This is a genomic window from Actinokineospora sp. UTMC 2448, assembly GCF_024760565.1.
GTDB classification, from domain to species: domain Bacteria; phylum Actinomycetota; class Actinomycetes; order Mycobacteriales; family Pseudonocardiaceae; genus Actinokineospora; species Actinokineospora fastidiosa.
This window is the reverse complement of the sequence record NZ_CP031087.1, coordinates 1,588,186-1,605,950: the sequence shown is the minus strand read 5'-3', so window position 1 is coordinate 1,605,950 and position 17,765 is coordinate 1,588,186. Positions and strand designations below refer to the sequence as shown.

18 protein-coding genes and 1 tRNA gene are annotated in these 17,765 nt (G+C 71.5%); 10 read left to right on the top strand and 9 right to left on the bottom strand.

What is annotated here, in order from left to right; all coding sequences use genetic code 11:
• The first annotated feature begins 73 nt into the window (after positions 1-73).
• Complete coding sequence (locus Actkin_RS07690) at positions 74-754, top strand: DedA family protein (RefSeq protein ID WP_258906506.1); 681 nt, start codon at positions 74-76, stop codon at positions 752-754.
• 13 nt (positions 755-767) lie between these two features.
• Here Actkin_RS07690 and Actkin_RS07685 read toward each other — a convergent pair whose 3' ends face one another.
• Positions 768-1,424, bottom strand: a complete 657-nt coding sequence (locus Actkin_RS07685; protein ID WP_258906505.1) for a DUF6218 family protein — start codon at positions 1,422-1,424, stop codon at positions 768-770.
• Between the two features lie 27 nt (positions 1,425-1,451).
• Here Actkin_RS07685 and Actkin_RS07680 point away from each other — a divergent pair, with 27 nt between their 5' ends.
• On the top strand, positions 1,452-2,105 hold the full coding sequence (locus Actkin_RS07680) for a hypothetical protein (protein WP_258906504.1): 654 nt from the start codon (positions 1,452-1,454) through the stop codon (positions 2,103-2,105).
• A gap of 132 nt (positions 2,106-2,237) precedes the next feature.
• Here the strand turns inward: Actkin_RS07680 and Actkin_RS07675 are convergent.
• From Actkin_RS07675 to Actkin_RS07665, 3 genes are all read right to left on the bottom strand, one after another.
• Positions 2,238-2,312 (bottom strand) — tRNA-Val (locus Actkin_RS07675).
• 41 nt (positions 2,313-2,353) lie between these two features.
• Positions 2,354-2,815, bottom strand: coding sequence for a peroxiredoxin (locus tag Actkin_RS07670; RefSeq protein ID WP_258906503.1), 462 nt, complete (start codon positions 2,813-2,815; stop codon positions 2,354-2,356).
• 94 nt (positions 2,816-2,909) lie between these two features.
• Positions 2,910-3,341, bottom strand: coding sequence for a DUF3052 domain-containing protein (locus Actkin_RS07665; RefSeq protein ID WP_189211991.1), 432 nt, complete (start codon positions 3,339-3,341; stop codon positions 2,910-2,912).
• A 290-nt stretch (positions 3,342-3,631) separates the two neighbouring features.
• Here Actkin_RS07665 and aceE point away from each other — a divergent pair, with 290 nt between their 5' ends.
• Positions 3,632-6,394, top strand: coding sequence for a pyruvate dehydrogenase (acetyl-transferring), homodimeric type (gene aceE / locus Actkin_RS07660; RefSeq protein WP_189211992.1), 2,763 nt, complete (start codon positions 3,632-3,634; stop codon positions 6,392-6,394).
• 20 nt (positions 6,395-6,414) lie between these two features.
• Here the strand turns inward: aceE and Actkin_RS07655 are convergent, their stop codons facing one another.
• Positions 6,415-7,032: a nicotinamide mononucleotide transporter family protein gene (locus Actkin_RS07655; RefSeq protein WP_258906502.1), complete on the bottom strand. Its 618-nt coding sequence runs from the start codon at positions 7,030-7,032 to the stop codon at positions 6,415-6,417.
• Positions 7,033-7,126: 94 nt separating this feature from the next.
• On the bottom strand, positions 7,127-7,948 hold the full coding sequence (locus Actkin_RS07650; RefSeq protein ID WP_189211994.1) for a mechanosensitive ion channel family protein: 822 nt from the start codon (positions 7,946-7,948) through the stop codon (positions 7,127-7,129).
• 889 nt (positions 7,949-8,837) lie between these two features.
• Here Actkin_RS07650 and Actkin_RS07645 point away from each other — a divergent pair.
• From Actkin_RS07645 to Actkin_RS07625, 5 genes are all read left to right on the top strand, one after another.
• Positions 8,838-10,037 carry a PucR family transcriptional regulator gene (locus tag Actkin_RS07645; RefSeq protein ID WP_189211995.1) on the top strand — a complete coding sequence of 400 codons (1,200 nt, stop codon included), beginning with the start codon at positions 8,838-8,840 and terminating at the stop codon, positions 10,035-10,037.
• A 130-nt stretch (positions 10,038-10,167) separates the two neighbouring features.
• Positions 10,168-11,109 (top strand): ACP S-malonyltransferase, encoded by a 942-nt coding sequence (locus Actkin_RS07640; protein WP_309569123.1) that lies wholly within the window; start codon positions 10,168-10,170, stop codon positions 11,107-11,109.
• A complete protein-coding gene (locus tag Actkin_RS07635; RefSeq protein WP_189211997.1) occupies positions 11,106-12,080 on the top strand; it encodes a beta-ketoacyl-ACP synthase III in 975 nt (324 codons plus the stop codon). The genes Actkin_RS07640 and Actkin_RS07635 overlap by 4 nt, the downstream gene beginning before the upstream one ends.
• Positions 12,081-12,140: 60 nt before the next feature.
• A complete protein-coding gene (locus Actkin_RS07630; protein WP_189211998.1) occupies positions 12,141-12,392 on the top strand; it encodes an acyl carrier protein in 252 nt (83 codons plus the stop codon).
• A gap of 50 nt (positions 12,393-12,442) precedes the next feature.
• Positions 12,443-13,687, top strand: a complete 1,245-nt coding sequence (locus Actkin_RS07625) for a beta-ketoacyl-[acyl-carrier-protein] synthase family protein (protein ID WP_189211999.1) — start codon at positions 12,443-12,445, stop codon at positions 13,685-13,687.
• A gap of 57 nt (positions 13,688-13,744) precedes the next feature.
• On the opposite strand, the gene Actkin_RS07620 is transcribed toward Actkin_RS07625, so the two are convergent.
• Positions 13,745-14,320: a hypothetical protein gene (locus tag Actkin_RS07620; protein WP_229787082.1), complete on the bottom strand. Its 576-nt coding sequence runs from the start codon at positions 14,318-14,320 to the stop codon at positions 13,745-13,747.
• Between the two features lie 9 nt (positions 14,321-14,329).
• Positions 14,330-14,833, bottom strand: a complete 504-nt coding sequence (locus Actkin_RS07615; protein ID WP_189212000.1) for a DUF3145 domain-containing protein — start codon at positions 14,831-14,833, stop codon at positions 14,330-14,332.
• 235 nt (positions 14,834-15,068) lie between these two features.
• On the opposite strand from Actkin_RS07615, the gene Actkin_RS07610 reads away from it, so the two are divergent.
• Both Actkin_RS07610 and Actkin_RS07605 read left to right on the top strand, forming a co-directional pair.
• Positions 15,069-16,334 carry a hypothetical protein gene (locus tag Actkin_RS07610; protein ID WP_258906498.1) on the top strand — a complete coding sequence of 422 codons (1,266 nt, stop codon included), beginning with the start codon at positions 15,069-15,071 and terminating at the stop codon, positions 16,332-16,334.
• Positions 16,335-16,505: 171 nt separating this feature from the next.
• A complete protein-coding gene (locus Actkin_RS07605; RefSeq protein WP_189212002.1) occupies positions 16,506-16,838 on the top strand; it encodes a histone-like nucleoid-structuring protein Lsr2 in 333 nt (110 codons plus the stop codon).
• 46 nt (positions 16,839-16,884) lie between these two features.
• Here the strand turns inward: Actkin_RS07605 and Actkin_RS07600 are convergent, their stop codons facing one another.
• Positions 16,885-17,757, bottom strand: a complete 873-nt coding sequence (locus Actkin_RS07600; protein ID WP_229787083.1) for an oxygenase MpaB family protein — start codon at positions 17,755-17,757, stop codon at positions 16,885-16,887.
• Between the last annotated feature and the right edge of the window lie 8 nt (positions 17,758-17,765).

Below are 17,765 nucleotides of genomic sequence, written 5' to 3'. Positions count from 1 at the left end.
ATGCCACGCTCCCTCTGAACGAGAGACTGCACGGGCGGCGCCAGAGGGGGGCCGCGGTTCTTGAGGGGGTTACGTGGCTCTGCTGACCGACGTCCTGGAATGGCTCCAGGCGCTGCCGCAGCCCGCGCTGGTCGCCGCCACCGGCGGGCTGGTGCTGGCCGAGTGCACCGTGGGGCTGGGGTTCATCGCGCCCGGTGAGGGCGGTCTGCTCATCGCCGCGACGACGGTGGACACCCCCGCGCGCTTCATGGTGCTGTGGGCGGTGGTCACCGTCTGCGCTGGCATCGGCGACTCCATCGGCTACGGCATCGGCAGGCGGTTCGGCCCCAGGCTGCGGGAGACCAAGCTCATCCAGAAATACGGCGTGGACGGTTGGGACAAGGCCACCGGGATCCTGCGCAGGCGCGGGGCGTGGGCGGTGTTCTTCGCCCGGTTCCTGCCGGTCGTGCGCACGCTGACCCCGGCGGCCGCGGGCACGTCCGGCCTGCCGTACCGCAAGTTCCTGCCCGCCGTGGTCGCGGGGGCGGCGTGCTGGTCGGCCGTCCACATCGCCATCGGCGCGGCGTTGGGCGAGGCGGCCAAGGAGATCGAGAAGCACATGGGCCGAGGCGGCGCCTTCATCGTCGGCGGCGCGGTGCTGATCTTCGTGATCGTCCATATCCTCCGCAAGCGGAAGAAGAACGCCACCGCCCCCGCGACCGCCCTGGCCGCCGAGTCGGCCGACCCGGACGAGGACCTCGAGCCCGCCCGCTAGAACGCCTTGCCGACTAGTCGGCGAACGCGGCACAGAGTTCGGCCTCCCAGCGCGGCGGCACTAGCGCTGGGACGGCCAACTCCTGCAAATAGCTCCGCCTGCGCACGGCGGTGACCGTCTCCTTCCACCGCTGCAGTACCCAGGCGGTGACAGCACACCGCAGCAGTGCTTCCGCGGCCACTTCGCGGTCCGCCCGCGGCTTCGGAAGCCGTGCCAACTCCTGGAAGCCCCGCAGATCCGTCGGAGCCTCTTCCGGCAAATCCACCGGCCACTCCACCGCCTTGGCCTGCTTGCGCTCCGCGACCGCCTCAGCACAGGCCGCCCGGATTCCCACGATCTCGCGGTAACCATCCACAAGCGACACAACCCGCGGCGCGGCCCCCTCGACCCCCGCCGCCTTCCGCAACTCGCCCAGGATCTCCACCCCACCGGCTGGGTCAACGTCAATCAACGCCCGCTGAGCACAACACCCGACCATCCACGAGGCGGCATCCCCCAACGCCTCCCCCACCGGCACAACCCAAGCACCGGTAGCCAACCCATCCGCGCTGACCTGCCACAACGCCACGAAGTCGTCATCCCGACACAGCACGACGTGCCCGATCATGGTCCGCCCGTCAGCGGCCCTGGTCGTGATAGTCCGGGCAACCGGCGCGATCTCCTCGACCACCTGACCTCCTCGTGATCACTGTTCCCGGTGACGATATGCCCCGAGCAGTCGCCCGAGAGCCAGGACAACCCGGACGCCCGATTGCCCGGCTATGCGGGCATCGCCGATCGTAGGCTGATGATCTCCTCGGCCACCCTCGTCGACCTCGGCTTCACCGTCGTGGAGGCGGACGTGCTCGCCGCGTGGGGCCAGGTCGCGGGGGCGATGGCCACGGTCGCCGCGGTCGTGGTCGCCTTCTGGATCGCCCTGCGCGACAGCAGGCACCGCGACGCCGAACGCCGCGACAGCGAGTCCGCCCACGCCCGCCTGCTCTCCGCGGCCCGCGCCGAGAACCCACCCGCCCTGCGCATCTCCTACACCAACTTCGGCGCCTTCCCGATCACCAGCGTCCGCCTAACCGCCCTGTACGGCCGCTGCGGCGACATCAAGACCACCACGTGGCACATCGACGGCACAGCAGCCCCCTACGTCCTCGGCGCGGTAGCCCCAGGCAAGACGGTGACCACCCCACCCATCACCGTCACCTGGCCCGAGGAAGCCGACCCGGTCGCCGCCCTCTACTACCCCACAATCGTCTTCCACGACGCCAACGGCCGCTGGTGGGAGCGCACCGCCCACGAACAACCCAAACGCCTCCTCGAAACCCCACCCCTCATCGCCCGCCTACCGACGGCCGAATAACCGGAAACACACCGCCCAACGTCAAGCGACAGATTTATCGGCGAGCATCCGACCACACCAGCCCCGCGGCTGTTCGCCTGACAACGCGCTCCGCGACATCTGTTCGGAGCGTGGTTTGAATGATCTACGTTCTGGTGGGCGCAGCAGGATTTGAACCTGCGACCGCTCGGGTGTAAACCGAGTGCTCTTCCGCTGAGCTATACGCCCGCAAGGCCCCACGGGGGCGAACCCGCGGAACCCCACAAACACTAGGCCAGTTCGGCCACTGCCTTCTTCCAGGCGGCCTGGTCGCGGGCCTCGCCGGGGGCGTTGACCTCGGCGTAGCGGACGGTGCCGGTCTTGTCGATCAGGAAGGTGCCGCGCAGGGCCAGGCCCGCGTCCTCGTGGAAGACGCCGTAGGTCTTGGCGACCTCGCCGTGCGGCCAGAAGTCCGAGAGCAGGGGGAAGGTGTAGCCCTGCTGGTCGGCCCACGCCTTGAGGCTGAAGGGGGTGTCCACGGACACGCCGATGACCTGGACGTTCTTGTCGGAGTACTCCGACAGCTCGTCGCGGACCTGGCAGAGCTCGCCCTGGCAGATGCCGCTGAACGCGAACGGGTAGAACACCAGCAGCACGTTCTTCTCGCCCTGGAACGAGGACAGCGTGACGGGCTGCTTGTTGTAGTCGTTGAGCGTGAAGTCCGGGGCCTTGGAGCCGACCTCGATCGCCATCGTGCGGAGTCCTCCGATTACTCAAGGGCCTGGTACAGCGCCCAAGCCTAGGGCACCCGGACGGACCGCCGCCCGGGTGTTCGTCCGGTGGGACTCAGCGTTTGGTCTTCACCGACTTCGGCGAGACCAGCCGGGTGCCGATCCAGTCGTCGCCCACGCTGATGCTGGAGGTCTGCGCGAGGCCCGCGGTCGGCGCCGCCTCGGCGATCTCGCTCGGCTCGACGTGGGCCGGACGGCCGGTCTTGGGAGTCAGGACCCAGATCACCCCGCTGTCGGCCAGCGGCCCGATGGCGTCCATGAGCGCGTCGACGAGGTCGCCGTCTCCCTCCCGCCACCAGAGCAGGACGACGTCGACGACTTCGTCGGCGTCCTCGTCGAGCAACTCGCTGCCGATGCGCTCCTCGACAGCTGCGCGGATCTCATCGTCGACGTCCTCGTCCCAGCCGATCTCCTGGACGACGTCGTCTTCTGTGATCCCCAGTTTGTCGGCGACGCCTGCGTACCCGGCGTCTCCCGCGGCCACCACGGTGTCTTTCCTCCAGTCCCGCTCACACGTCCCGCCGGGCGTTCTCGTCCCGTCCGAGGAGCGTAATGCCTGTTCGGTTAGGCGATAGCGAACACTGACAGTGCCCACCTGCGCAACCGTCTGCTTCCCGACACGCCGCGATGGTGTACGCGGGGCCGCGCCCGGGCACCCCTACTGACCAGTAACGATGACGTCAATCTCGATTCAGCGGAACATGGCAGAGTGGTTCCTACACGCGCGCGCACACGCGCGCGCGTGACTTGTCCCAACGACCCAGTCTGGAGTTCCTCTTGGCCTCCCAGAACAGCCCGGGAACCCCCGAGCGCGTACGCGTGATCCGCGACGGCCTCGCGGCGTACCTCCCCGACATCGACCCGGAGGAGACGTCGGAATGGCTGGAGTCGTTCGATGCCGCGCTCGCCTCGGGGGGCCAGCAGCGCGCCCGCTACCTGATGCTGCGCCTGCTGGAGCGCGCCCGTGAGAGCCACGTCGGGGTGCCCGCGCTGACCAGCACGGACTACGTCAACACCATCCCGACCGAGAAGGAGCCGTGGTTCCCCGGCGACGAGGAGGTCGAGCGCCGCTACCGGGCCTGGATCCGCTGGAACGCGGCCATGACCGTGCACCGCGCGCAGCGGCCGGGCGTCGGCGTCGGCGGGCACATCTCGACCTACGCCTCCTCGGCAGCCCTCTACGAGGTCGGCTTCAACTGGTTCTTCCGGGGCAAGGACCACCCGGGCGGCGGCGACCAGATCTTCGTGCAGGGCCACGCCTCCCCCGGCATCTACGCCCGCGCGTTCCTCGAGGGCCGCATCTCGGCCGACCAGCTCGACGGGTTCCGCCAGGAACTCTCCCACGCCGGGCCCGGCGGCGGCCTGCCGTCCTACCCGCACCCCCGGCTGATGCCGGACTTCTGGGAGTTCCCGACCGTCTCCATGGGCCTCGGCCCGATGAACGCGATCTACCAGGCGCGGTTCAACCGCTACCTGCACGCCCGCGGCATCAAGGACACCTCCCAGCAGCACGTGTGGGCCTTCCTCGGCGACGGCGAGATGGACGAGCCGGAGTCGCGCGGGCTGATCCACGTCGCGGCCAACGAGCAGCTCGACAACCTGACCTTCGTCATCAACTGCAACCTGCAGCGCCTCGACGGCCCGGTCCGCGGCAACGGCAAGATCATCCAGGAGCTGGAGTCCTACTTCCGCGGCGCAGGCTGGAACGTCATCAAGGTCATCTGGGGCCGGGAGTGGGACGCCCTGCTGCACGCCGACCGCGACGGCGCGCTGGTCAACCTGATGAACCAGACGCCCGACGGCGACTACCAGACCTACAAGGCCAACGACGGCGCCTTCGTCCGCGAGCACTTCTTCGGCCGCGACCCGCGCACCAAGGCCCTGGTCGAGCCGATGTCCGACCAGGAGATCTGGAACCTCAAGCGCGGCGGCCACGACTACCGCAAGGTGTACGCGGCCTACCAGGCGGCGATGGACCACGTCGGCCAGCCCACGGTGATCCTGGCCAAGACGATCAAGGGCTACAACCTCGGCCCGCACTTCGAGGCCCGCAACGCCACGCACCAGATGAAGAAGATGGCGCTGAAGGACCTCAAGCTGTTCCGCGACACGCTGCGCATCCCGATCGAGGACGCGGAGCTGGAGCACGACCCGTACCTGCCGCCGTACTACCACCCGGGCACCGACGCCCCGGAGATCCAGTACATGCAGGAGCGCCGCCGCCAGCTCGGCGGGTACCTGCCTGAGCGCCGCGGCAAGGCCAAGGCCCTGGTGCTGCCCGGCGACAAGGTCTACGACGTGGTGCGCCGCGGGTCCGGCAAGCAGGAGGTCGCCACCACGATGGCGTTCGTCCGGCTGGTCCGCGACCTGGCCAAGGACCCGGAGATCGGCCCGCGCCTGGTGCCGATCATCCCGGACGAGGCGCGCACGTTCGGCATGGACTCGATGTTCCCGACGCAGAAGATCTACAACCCGCTCGGCCAGCTCTACACCTCGGTCGACGCCTCGCTCATGCTCAGCTACAAGGAGAGCGAGCAGGGCCAGATCCTGCACGAGGGCATCAACGAGGCGGGCTCGACGGCGTCGTTCACCGCGGCGGGCACGTCCTACGCCACGCACGGCGAGCCGATGATCCCGGTCTACATCTTCTACTCGATGTTCGGCTTCCAGCGCACCGGCGACGGCCTGTGGGCCGCGGCCGACCAGATGGCGCGCGGCTTCGTGCTCGGCGCCACCGCGGGCCGCACGACGCTGACCGGCGAGGGCCTGCAGCACAACGACGGGCACTCGCTGCTGCTGGCGGCGACCAACCCGGCCGTGGTGGCCTACGACGCGGCGTGGGGCTACGAGCTGGCCCACATCGTCAAGGACGGCCTGCGCCGCATGTACGGGGAGCAGGCGGAGGACATCTACTACTACCTCACCGTCTACAACGACCCGTACGTGCAGCCCGCCGAGCCGGAGGACCTGGACGTCGAGGGCCTGCTGCGCGGGCTCTACCGGTACAAGCGCGCCGAGGGCGACGGCCCCCGCGCGCAGGTGCTGGCCTCCGGTGTGGCGCTGCCCTGGGCGCTGCGGGCCCAGGAGCTGCTGGCCGAGGAGTGGGGCGTGCGCGCCGACATCTGGTCGGCGACGTCGTGGACCGAGCTGCGCCGCGACGGCGTGGACACCGAGCGGCGCAACCTGCTGCACCCCGGTGCCGAGCCGCGCGTGCCATACGTCACCACGGCGCTGTCCGGCCAGCCCGGCCCGGTCGTGGCGGTGTCGGACTGGATGAGCGCGGTGCCGGACCTGATCCGGCCGTGGGTGCCCACCGACATGGTCACCCTGGGCACCGACGGGTTCGGCTTCTCCGACACCCGCCCGGCCGCCCGCAGGCACTTCATGGTCGACGCCGAGTCGATCACCGTCGGCGTGCTGACCGCGCTGGCCCGCCGAGGCGAGATCGACACCGCGAAGGCGGAGGAGGCGGCCCGGCGCTACCGGATCGACGACGTCACCGCGGCGGGCCCGCAGACGTCCGACCCGGGCGTGGCATAGTCCGGCGGCCCGGCTCGCCCTCACACGGGGGCGAGCTGGGCCCGCGCGGACCGGAACCAGCTCATCCAGCCGTGGACGACCAATCCGGCGAAGACCAGGTAGACCACGGCGCTGAACCACAGCCCCGACGCGATCTGCAGCGGCACGCCGACGGCGTCCACCACCAGCCAGACCAGCCAGAACTCCACGACGCCCCGGGCCTGCATGGCGAAGGCGATGACCGTCCCGACGAAGATCGCCGCGTCCGGCCACGGCGCCCATGACGCCTCCAGCGCGGTCAGGACCAGCGCGAACGCGACCGTCCCCGCGACGTAGGCGGCGCCGACCACGCCGAGTTCCACCGGCGTCGCCCGCCGGACGGCGACCCCGAAGACCGGGTCGCGGCGGCGCGTCCACGCCCACCAGCCGTAGACGGCGATGAGGCCGACGACGACCTGCCGGATCGCCAGCCCGCCGAGGTGCGCGCTGACGTAGACGGCGAACAACAGGCCCACCGAGACCAGCTGCACCGGCCACGTCCACAGCGTGCGCCGCTGCGCCAGGAACACCACGGCCAGCGCGAACACCTGCCCGATGAGCTCGGCCCAGGTGATCGGCTGCCCGAGCACGGTGAAGCCGGATTCCATCAGCACGTGCATGCGTCCTCCCCCGTTCGCGGGTGCTGATGTCGATCCTCCCCCCGAACGCGTCGAGGGGCGTCGGGAATGTGCCCGACGCCCCTCGACGTGCCCGCTACCGCGGCCGCTGCTCGAACCCCGTCGGCGGCGTAGGCGTGTCGGTCGGCGTGGCCCCGTGCCGGGCGCCCGTCGCGGTCGACGCGGTGGACGTGGCCGAGGCGGTCTGCATGCCGGGAGCGTGCTCGGTGCGCGGCGTCGGCGCGCCGCGGCCGCTGCTCATCTCCGACTGCGCCCGCTCCAGCCAGCCGCCCCAGCGGTCCTGCATGGGCTTGATCAGGCCGCCGCCCAGGCCGATGGCGAGGATGGCGCCGATGGTCGCCAGGACGGTGATCAGCACCGGCATGGTGACGGTCGTGGCGATGTTGACCTGGTTGAGCGCCGCGATGACGCCCAGCGCGAGGATGAAGACGAACGCGCCGGTCCCGATCATGCGCGCGTAGGGCCGGTTCCCGAGCGCACTGGTCACCAGATCCCGCACGACCCGCGCGACGGCGGCGGCCACGATCAGCAGCACGATCGCCACCAGGATGCGCGGCAGGAAGGCGATCACCTGGTTCAACAGCTGGCTCACCGGGTTCGACTGCCCGAACACCCCGAACGCCAACTGCAGCGCGATCAGCAGAATGAAGTAGTAGACGAGTTTGACGATGATGTTGCCGGGATCGATACCGGAGTTCCGGGTCAGGTTGTGCATCCCGGTCCTCTCCATGAGGCGACCGAAGCCGATCTTCCCCATCAGCATCGACAACCCCTTGGCCACCGCTTTCGCGATCAGCCACCCGATGAACAGGATGACCAGGAAAGCGAGCAACTTCGGCACGAACGTGGCCACCATCGACCACGCCGCCCCGAGCCCTTGGCGGAGCTCTTCACCCATCACGAACCTCCCAACGACCCCCGACGGTCACAACTGTCCTGTGTGATCCTTTCCCCCCGGTCATGGACCGGCAACCGCAACCGGTGCCACGAATGGGGGAAATCCCTTGTCCCGCCTGGCACCCCGATCACCAGCCCTCCATAGTGGAATCACCGGTGGGGACCGGGGAGATGGCCGCCCGGCATCGAGCGCACCGACATGCCGGGCGGCCGGCCCGGACCGGGCCGGCCTACTCGCGCTTTCGCGCTTCGCTAGGGGTCGGGCCGCTGTGATGCCTGGGGGCCGAGCCCCCAGACCCCCACGGTGCGGTGGGTTCCTGACCCAGCGGGTGCCAGTTCGGGGAAGTGGGCTGACGGCGGTCGACTGACGGCAGGCAACTGGCGACTGCGACTGGCGACTGGCGATCAAATGATCTGGAGTGGCGGGCTGGCAGTTGCGGGAATGCAAACCAGCCACACCATGGCGAGTTCGCTGTTCTTTTTTGGGTAGATACCCAGTCGTTGGAGCCTCAATCATCTTGTGGGTGAAGGGTGAGGACACTCAGCCGCCCCACCCCCAAAGCAGGGCTTGCCTGCCATCCCGTCGACCTGGCGAAGCCTTACCACAGCCAGGGTGGGGGTGCGGCCCTCGACGAAACAGGACTTGCCAGGTTAGGGCCCCAGGGCCCTAACCCGCGAAAACGCAAGCTCCGCGCCCCCACCCTGGCTGTGGTAACCCTCCGGGAGGTCGACGGGATGGCAGGCAAGCCCGACCATCCTGGAGACCTGCCCGTCCGGCGAGGACGCTCTTAAACCAAGAGCAACGCCGGGAACCGGCGAGCCGATCCAAGAACAACGTCACCAAGGACCCAAGACCCCCACCGAAAGACCCGCAGCAAGGGACAGCGCCGATGTGGGAGTCTGATCGGGTGAACGGGCGGCGGTTGTCGGCGGAGACCCTGGGCGCGGTGGAGCGTGCGTCCGGCAAGTTGGCCTCCGCCGCCGTCGCGGCGATGGACCGGGAGTTTCCCTGGTTCGGCCGCATGCCCGCCGACCAGCGGGCCAGCGTCTCGCTCGTCGCCCAGAGCGGCGTCGCCGGGTTCACCGCCTGGTTGAAGGACCCCCGGGAGGCCCTGCGCCTCACCACCGACACCTTCCGGGGCGCGCCGCGCGAGCTGTCGCGGTGGGTGAGCCTCCGCCAGACCGTCGAGATGGTGCGGGTCTCCCTCCAGGTCTTCGAGGAGATGGTCCCCGACCTCGCCGCCGACGACGACGAGCGGGCCGTCTTATCCGAGGCCGTCCTGCGGTACGGCCGGGAGGTGGCCTTCGCCTCCGCCATGTCCTACGCCTCCGCAGCCGAGGCCAGGGGCGCGTGGGACGCCCGGCTGGAGGCGCTGGTCGTCGACGGCATCGTCCGGGGCGACGCCGAGGAGTCGCTGCTGTCCCGGGCCGCCGCCCTGGGCTGGGACCCGGCCGCCGAGGCGACGGTGCTGGTCGGCAACCCGCCGTCCGACGACCCGCCCACCGTGGTCTACGAGGTGCGCAGCCGGGCAGCCCGGGCGGGCAGGGCGGTGCTGCTGGGCGTGCAGGGGTCGCGGCTCGTCGTCGTGCTGGCCGGGCCGACCGACAGCGCGGCCGACATGGAGATGCTCAAGCGCATGGCCAACGCCTTCGGCGACGGCGCCGTGGTCGCCGGTCCGACGGTCGCCAGCCTGGCCGAGGGGCACCGCAGCGCCGCGGACGCGCTGTCCGGGCTGCGGGCGGTCGTGGCCTGGCCGGAGGCGCCCCGGCCCGTGCGCTCGGCAGACCTGCTGCCCGAGCGGGCCCTCGCCGGGGACCCCGAGGCCGAGTGGCAGCTCATCGACCGGGTCGCGCGGCCGCTGGAGGAGGCGGGCGGGGCGCTCCTGGAGACCGTCGAGGCCTACCTGGGCGCGGGCGGGGTCCTGGAGACCTGCGCCCGCCAGCTGTTCGTCCACCCGAACACCGTCCGCTACCGGCTGCGCAAGGCCGCCGAGCTCACCGGACGCAACGCGGCCGACCCCCGGGACGGGCTGGTGCTGCGGGTGGCGCTCGCCGTCGGCAGGCTCTCCCGGGCGCGCGGGCTGTGGTGAGGCTCACCCCACCACTTTGCACAACGCAGCGACGCCCACGGGGTTCATCCACCGGTAACCTTTGGAGGGTTCCTACAATCCAGGCGCGCCGACTTCGTCAGCCACGGCATGCGCGCCCGGCCCCCCGACAGTGTTCAGTGGACGCGTGATCGCTCTCCTCGCCCCCGGACAGGGCTCCCAGACCCCAGGCATGCTGTCATCCTGGCTCGAACTCCCCGGCGCCGCCGCGCGCCTGGCGGAGTTCTCCGAGGTCACGGGCCTGGACCTGGCGCGATTGGGCACCACGGCCGACGCCGAGGAGATCAAGGACACCGCGATCACCCAGCCGCTGATCGTCGCGGCCACCCTGCTGGCCCACGAGGCCCTGGCCGAGCGCGTGGCGATCCCGGCGGACGTCCTCATCGCGGGCCACTCGATCGGCGAGTTCGCCGCCGCGGCCATGGCGGGCGTCCTCACCAAGACCGACGCCCTCGCCCTTGCCGCCGTGCGCGGCCGGGAGATGGCCGCGGCCTGCGAGCTGGAGCCCACCGGCATGGCCGCGCTGGTCCGCGGCACCGAGGAGGACATCCTCGCCCGCCTCGCCGAGCTGGACCTCGTCCCGGCGAACCGCAACGGCGCGGGCCAGATCGTCGCCGCCGGGTCGCTGCAGGCGCTCAAGGAGCTGGCCGCCGAGCCGCCGAAGGACGCCAAGGCGATCACCCTCAAGGTCGCGGGCGCCTTCCACACCCGCTACATGGCCCCCGCCCAAGAAGCGCTGGCCGCCCACGCCGCGACGCTGGCCACCCCGGCCGACCCGGCCGCCACCCTGCTGTCGAACCGCGACGGCGCCGTCGTCACCACCGGGGCCGACGTGCTGTCCCGCCTCGTCGAGCAGGTCACCAACCCCGTGCGGTGGGACCTGTGCATGGCGACCATGCGGGCCAGGGACGTCTCCGCGATCGTCGAGTTCCCGCCTGCGGGCGCGCTCGTCGGCCTCGCCAAGCGCGAGCTGAAGGGCGTCCCCACCGTGGCCCTCAAGACCCCCGCCGACCTCGACACGGTGGCCGAGCTGATCGGGAGCACCACCGCATGACCGCACTGCGCATCACCCAGGGCGCGGCCGCCACCCGCCTGCTGGGCGTCGGCAGCCACCAGCCGGAGCGGGTCGTCACCAACGACGACCTGTCCAAGATCATGGACACCACCGACGAGTGGATCCGCGAGCGCGTCGGCATCCGGGAGCGCCGGTTCGCCGCCAAGGACGAGCTGCTGGTCGACATGGCCGTCATCGCCGGGTCCAAGGCACTGGCCGACGCCGGGCTCGCGCCGTCCGATGTGGACACCGTGATCCTGGCGAACTGCACCATGCCCACGCCCATCCCCAACGGCGCGGCCCAGGTCGCCGACCGGATCGGGGTCAAGGCGGCTGGCGCGTTCGACCTCAACGCCGCCTGCGCGGGCTTCTGCTACGCCCTCAACACCGCCTCCGACCTGGTCAGGGCGGGCTCGGCGCGGCGGGTGCTGGTCATCGGCGCGGAGAAGCTGACCGACTGGGTCGAGCCGACCGACCGGGCCAACGCGATCATCTTCGCCGACGGCGCAGGCGCGGCGGTGGTCGGCCCGGCCGAGACCCCGGGCATCGGCCCGGTGGTCTGGGGCAGCGCAGGCGACCTCGTCGACATGATCTACATGCGGGACGACCGCTGGATCTACCAGGAGGGCCAGTCGGTCTTCCGCTGGGCGACCACCCAGATCGCGCCGATCGCGCTGCGCGCGCTGGAGGTGGCGGGCCTGCAGCCGTCCGATGTGGACGTGCTCATCCCGCACCAGGCGAACCTGCGCATCGTCGAGGCGATCGCCAAGCGCCTGCGGGCCAAGGGCGCGCGCGAGGACATGGTCGTCGCCGACGACATCGTGCACTCGGGCAACACCTCCTCGGCGTCGATCCCGATGGCAATGGACCACATGCGCGCCGCGGGCCGGGTCAAGCCCGGCGACGTGGCGCTGCTGATCGGCTTCGGCGCGGGCCTGTCCTACGCCGGGCAAGCGGTGATCTGCCCCTAACCCCCATTCTCCGGGCGGTGCGGTACCGGCCCGGTCGGCACAACAGGAAGGACGTCAGCGATGGCGGACAAGCCCAGCGATGAGAAGATCCTCGAAGGCCTCGCCGAGATCGTCGAGGAGGTCGCGGGCGTCTCTCCCGACGACGTGACCCCGGAGAAGTCCTTCGTGGACGACCTGGACATCGACTCGCTGTCGATGGTCGAGATCGCCGTGCAGGCCGAGGACAAGTTCGGAGTGAAGATCCCCGACGACGAGCTGGCGAACCTCAAGACGGTCGGCGACGCGGTCAAGTACGTCTCCGCCCACGTCTGATCCACCCCTCAGGCACTCCCCGGGCCACACCCGCTTGCGAAGGAATACCCATGAGCAACGTTGACGTCGTCATCACCGGCATCGGCGCGACCACGCCGCTCGGTGGGACCGTGTCCGCCACTTGGGAAGCACTGCTGGCGGGCGCGAACGGCATCCGCGCCAATGACGCGGACTGGGTCGAGCGCTACGACCTGCCCGCGCGGCTGTCGGCACCGCTGGCGGTCGACCCCAGCGACGTGCTGCCGCGCGTGCAGGCCCGCAGGCTCGACCGGTGCGAGCAGATCGCGCTGATCGCTGCCCGGGAGGCCTGGGCGGACGCGGGCTTCGAGCTCCCGTCCGACGAGCACACCTCGGTCGACCCCGAGCGGCTCGGGGTCAGCATCGGCACCGGGATCGGCGGCCCCGTGACCCTGCTCGACCAGGACGACATCCTGGAGACGCAGGGCCTGCGGAAGGTCTCGCCGCTGACGGTGCCGATGCTGATGCCCAACGGCCCGGCCGCCCACGTGGGCATCGAGCTGCGCGCCCGCGCTGGCGTGCACTCCCCCGCGTCGGCGTGCGCGTCGGGCGCGGAGGGGCTGGCCAGCGCCTACCAGATGATCCAGAACGGCAGGGCCGACGTGGTCGTCGCCGGGGGCGCGGAGGCGTGCATCCACCCGATCACCGTGGCCGGGTTCGCGCAGTCGCGCACGCTCTCCACCCGCAACGACGAGCCGGACCGCGCCTCGCGCCCGTTCGACACCGACCGCGACGGGTTCGTGCTCGGCGAGGGCGCAGGCGTGCTGGTGCTGGAGCGCGCCGACCACGCCGCCGCGCGCGGCGCCCGGGTGTACGGGCGGCTGGCGGGCTACGGCATGACCTCCGACGCCCACCACATCACCGGCAACCACCCGGACGGGATCGGCCAGATCAAGGCCATCGAGCACGCCGTGGCGATGGCCGGGCTGACCCCGGCCGACATCGGCCACGTCAACGCGCACGCCACCTCGACGGTGGTCGGCGATGTGGGCGAGGCCGCGGCGATCCGCAAGGCGCTGGGCGAGCACGTGGTGCTCACCGCGCCGAAGTCGTCGCTGGGCCACCTGGTCGGCGGGGCGGGCGCGGTGGAGAGCATCTTCACCGTGCTGTCGATCTACTACGGGATCATCCCCGCGACCCGCAACCTCGAGCAGCTCGACCCCCGGGTCGCGCTGGACGTGGTTTCCGGCCAGCCGCGCAAGGTGGAGCTGCAGGCCGCGATCAACGACTCGTTCGGCTTCGGCGGCCACAACGTGGCGCTCGCGTTCACCGCGTAGGCCCGCAAGATCTCCCGGACGCCCCGCTCCTGGTCAGGAGCGGGGCGTCCGGTCGTCTCAGCAGGCCTCGTGCTGGGGGCTGGCCCCGGTGGCGCCCGCGTCGATGCGCCATGCGCCGTTCTCCACGGCCAGCGCGTAGATGACGTGCCACTGGATGCACTCCTCGGGCAGCTCCGGCGGCGCGTCGGCGACGTCCTGGGTGCTGACGAAGCCCAGCATGACCCGGGCCTGGTCCGGCGGCCCGCTCTCGATCCGGTACACCACGACGCTGCCGTCCTGGGTGGACCGGTAGGCGGCGCGCCAGTCGGGCTCGGGGCGGCTCTTGATGTGCGCGGAGGTGACCGTGGTCATCCAGCGCTCGTAGTTGCGGCCGTTGATGGCGTCGAAGTGCGTCTGCAGGAGCTGGCGGACCGTCTCGTACATGGGGTGGCGGACGGCGTCCTCGGTGCCCTCGACGGCGCGCGAGCCGGGCTGCTCCGAGCGCGGCACCGGGGTCTCGCTCGGCACGACCGGCTGCTGGACGATCGGCGTCGACTCGGCGTAGAGGTCGCGGGCGAGCAGACCGCCCGCCGCGGTGACCATCACCGCGAGCAGGACGGCAGGGAGCAGCCAGGACTGCCGTTCAGAGCGCACGCTCCAACGCTAACCCACCTGGTGGAGCCAGGTGATGGGCGCGCCGTCACCCGCCCTGCGGTAGGGCTCCAGCGCCTCGTCCCAGGACGCGCCGAGCAGTTCGTCGACGCCGAAGGCGAAGGACTCCCCCGCGCGGGCGCCCGCGGCCAGCGCGCGCAGCTGGTCCTCGCCGACGACGATGTCGCCGTTGGCGCTCGTGCGGGCGTGCCAGAGGCCGAGCGCGGGCGCGTAGCACCAGCGCTCGCCGTCCACGCCGGGGCTGGGGTCCTCGGTGACCTCGAAGCGGATCATCGGCCAGGCGCGCAGCGCCGCGGCCAGCTTGCCGCCGCTGCCGGGCGCGCCGGTCCAGGCGTACTCGGCGCGCAGCTGGCCGGGTGCGGCGGGCTGCGGTGTCCAGCGCAGCTCGGCGCGTGCCTCCAGCGTGCCGGAGATCGCCCACTCGACGTGCGGGCAAACCGCAGTCGGCGACGAGTGGACGTACACCACGCCACGGGTGTTGCCACGGGTGCTCACTGCTGACCTCCGGTGCTCGACGAGGATCGTCTTCCCCTACGTCCCCGACGCTCCGGCTGCCCGCTGGCACGTGCGCGGTGTTACCCGGATGCCATTGTGCCCGCAACCGAACACTTTGGCCACACGAACCACGAAGACCACGCCCGCCCCACGCCCACCCGGACAGGTGAACCGCACGCCCGCTAGCGTGTTGATCCGATACTGACCGGGAATCACGCCGATCGGGAGGTGTGACGTGCGGCTGGTGCGCATCGGGGAACCCGCCTCGCAGGTGGGGGCCGACGTCCGGGCCGCGCTCGCCTCGTGGGGGCCGGGCGGTTCCGTGCTCGGCGGGGTCGCGCTGGTGGGGGTCCGCCCGGCGCGCGGCCAGCGGCCGATCGACGCGGTGATCCTGCTGCCGCGCGGCGTGATCGTCGTCTCCGGCGTCGACCTTCCCGATCCCGCCGTCCGGCTCGACGCCCCGCTGAACAGCGGGTGGAAGACCGACGGCTGGCCGCTGGTGCGCCATGACGGCGCGACGAACCCGGGCGCCGAGGCGCTGGCCGCAGGCAGCGCGGTGACGGCCCTGCTGCAGGGCGCGCGGGTCGAGCCGCTGCCGGTGGGCGTGGTGATCGCCGTCGGGCCGTACGTCAAGCAGGTGTCGCAGCCGACCGCCGATCTCGTGCGGGGCGTGCGCATCCTGCACCCGGAGCCGCTGACGCTGCTGTCCGCGGCGCGCGAGCTGGCGACCCACGACCACGCGTGCGCGGCGCCGCAGGCCGTCCGCATCCTGGAGGCGCTGCACCCGAACTCGGGTTTGAGCCAGGCGGACCTGGTCGCCGAGGGCTTCCCGGAGTCCGCGCCCGCCGTGGCCACGACGTTCATCCCCAAGTCGGCCGTCGCCCCCAAGGCCGCCGCCCCCGCCCAGCCGCCGTCCGCGCAGCGGTCGCGGCGCGGGCCGCGCTGGCTGCCGGTCGCCGCCGCGGCGCTGGTCGTGCTGCTGCTGATCATCGGGGTGGTGCTGGCGCTCGGCTCGGGCGACTCCGCCTCGCAGGAGCCGCCGCCCGAGCGGCCCGCTGCCCCGGTCGGCGTCGACGGTGTGGCGTTCACCGTCCACGGCGCCGCGTCCGGCCCCGACTGCGCGGCGGTGACGTACGGCGACGTCAAGGCGTGGCTGGAGCGCAACGGGTGCGACGAGGTCGTCCGCGCCCGCTACGCCGCCACGGCCGACGGCAAGCAGGCGGCGGTGCTGGTCTCGGTGCTGCGGTTCGCCGCGAGCGCCACCGCGACCGAGCTGCGGGCGGTGGCCGAGGAGCCGGGCACCGGCGGCGTCCGCGACCTCGACGGCGCGTGGCCGGGCGGGCTCGCCCCGACGTTCGACTCCGCTGCCTTCGTCACCGGCCACGAGGGCAACAGCGTGAAAGTGGCGCAGGCCGTCTGGCTGGACAAGCCGTCCGACCCGGCCGACCCGGACCTGCTCGGCATCGCCGAACGCGCGCTGCGGCTGGCGGTCACCGGCTAGCGAAATGCCTTGTGTGAGAGCCACCGACAATTGAAGATGAAGATTGTTCCGCAGCGGTTTCGGCGCGGCCCGATGTCAACCGGCGGGGCGGGCAGATAAGCTCATGACCATCGGCAGGGGGATATTCCGGCAAGCCGATTCCAGACTGGCACACACAACGCGGAGGAAACCGTGGCACAGAAGACCGTTGTCGAGTTGGTGGATGATCTCGACGGTGGCAAGGCCGACGAGACCGTCGCCTTCGCCCTCGACGGCACGGACTTCCTGATCGATCTGTCCGCGGAGAACGCCGCCCGCCTGCGCGAGTCGCTGGCGGAGTTCGTCGGGCACGCCCGCAAGACCGGGGGCAAGCGCGGGAAGGGCGCGGTCCGCAAGGCGGCGAGCGCGGACAAGCCGGACAACCAGGCCATCCGGGAATGGGCCCGCAGCCAGGGCGAGGCCATCGCCGAGCGCGGCCGCATCCCGCAGGCGCTGGTCATGCGATTCCAGGAAGCGCACAGCTAGTCGACGCCGGTGGCAGGCACCCGCGCGCGGGTGTCTGCTCAATCGGTCATAGCCGGGGAAGTCGCCTGGGGGACGGCGCTGCCCACTCGCCGAGCCTGCGGACCGCGCCCACCTGTGCCGGTTCGACGTCCCCGGCGATGCGGAAACCGCCGGGGACGGCCAGCGCCGCGGCGCGGAAGGCGCGCAGTGCCAGCGTCGACACCCTTTCCGGATAGCCCCCGCCGCCGTACATCCGGCGGGCCCATCCCGGCAACAGCGAATACGACAGCCGCCCGATCGCGAGCCGGTATAGCGGCAGCCCGGCGGCCAGCCTGCCTTTCACCGGCGGGGAGTGCAGAAAGTCGTTGATCACCTCGGCGTCCGGGGTGTTCCGCAGAGTGGGACGCACGCGGCGGAAGTACGCGCGCAGGTGCTCGACCGAGCCGGGCACCTCCTCCGGGTCCAGTCCCACCAGGCCCGCGCTGGTGCGCTGCTCGTACAGGTAACGATCGGCGAGCGCCTTCGTGAGCGGGAAGCCCGCGCGGCGGGTGACCGACAGGAACGACCCCACCTCGGCGCAGTGCACCCACAGCAGCAGGTCCGGCTCGTCGACGCGGAAGCGCTCGCCGGTGTCGGGGTCGGTCGCGCGCAGCGTGCGGTGCAGTGCGCGCACCCGGGCCGCGGCGGCCTGGGCCTCGTCGACGGTGCCGTAGGTGGTCGTGCCGATGTAGGTGGCGGTGCGCATCAGCCGCCCGAGGGGATCGCCGCGGAAGTCGGAGTTCTGCACGACGCCCGCGACCGTGCGCGGGTGCAGGGCCTGCAGGAACAGCCCGCGCACGCCCGCCAGCCACATGGCGGGGTCGCTGTGCAGCTGCCAGGTCACCGAGTCGGGGCCGAACAGGCCGAGTTCCGCGCTGTCCATGACCGCGGGCTGGCTCATGGGCCCAG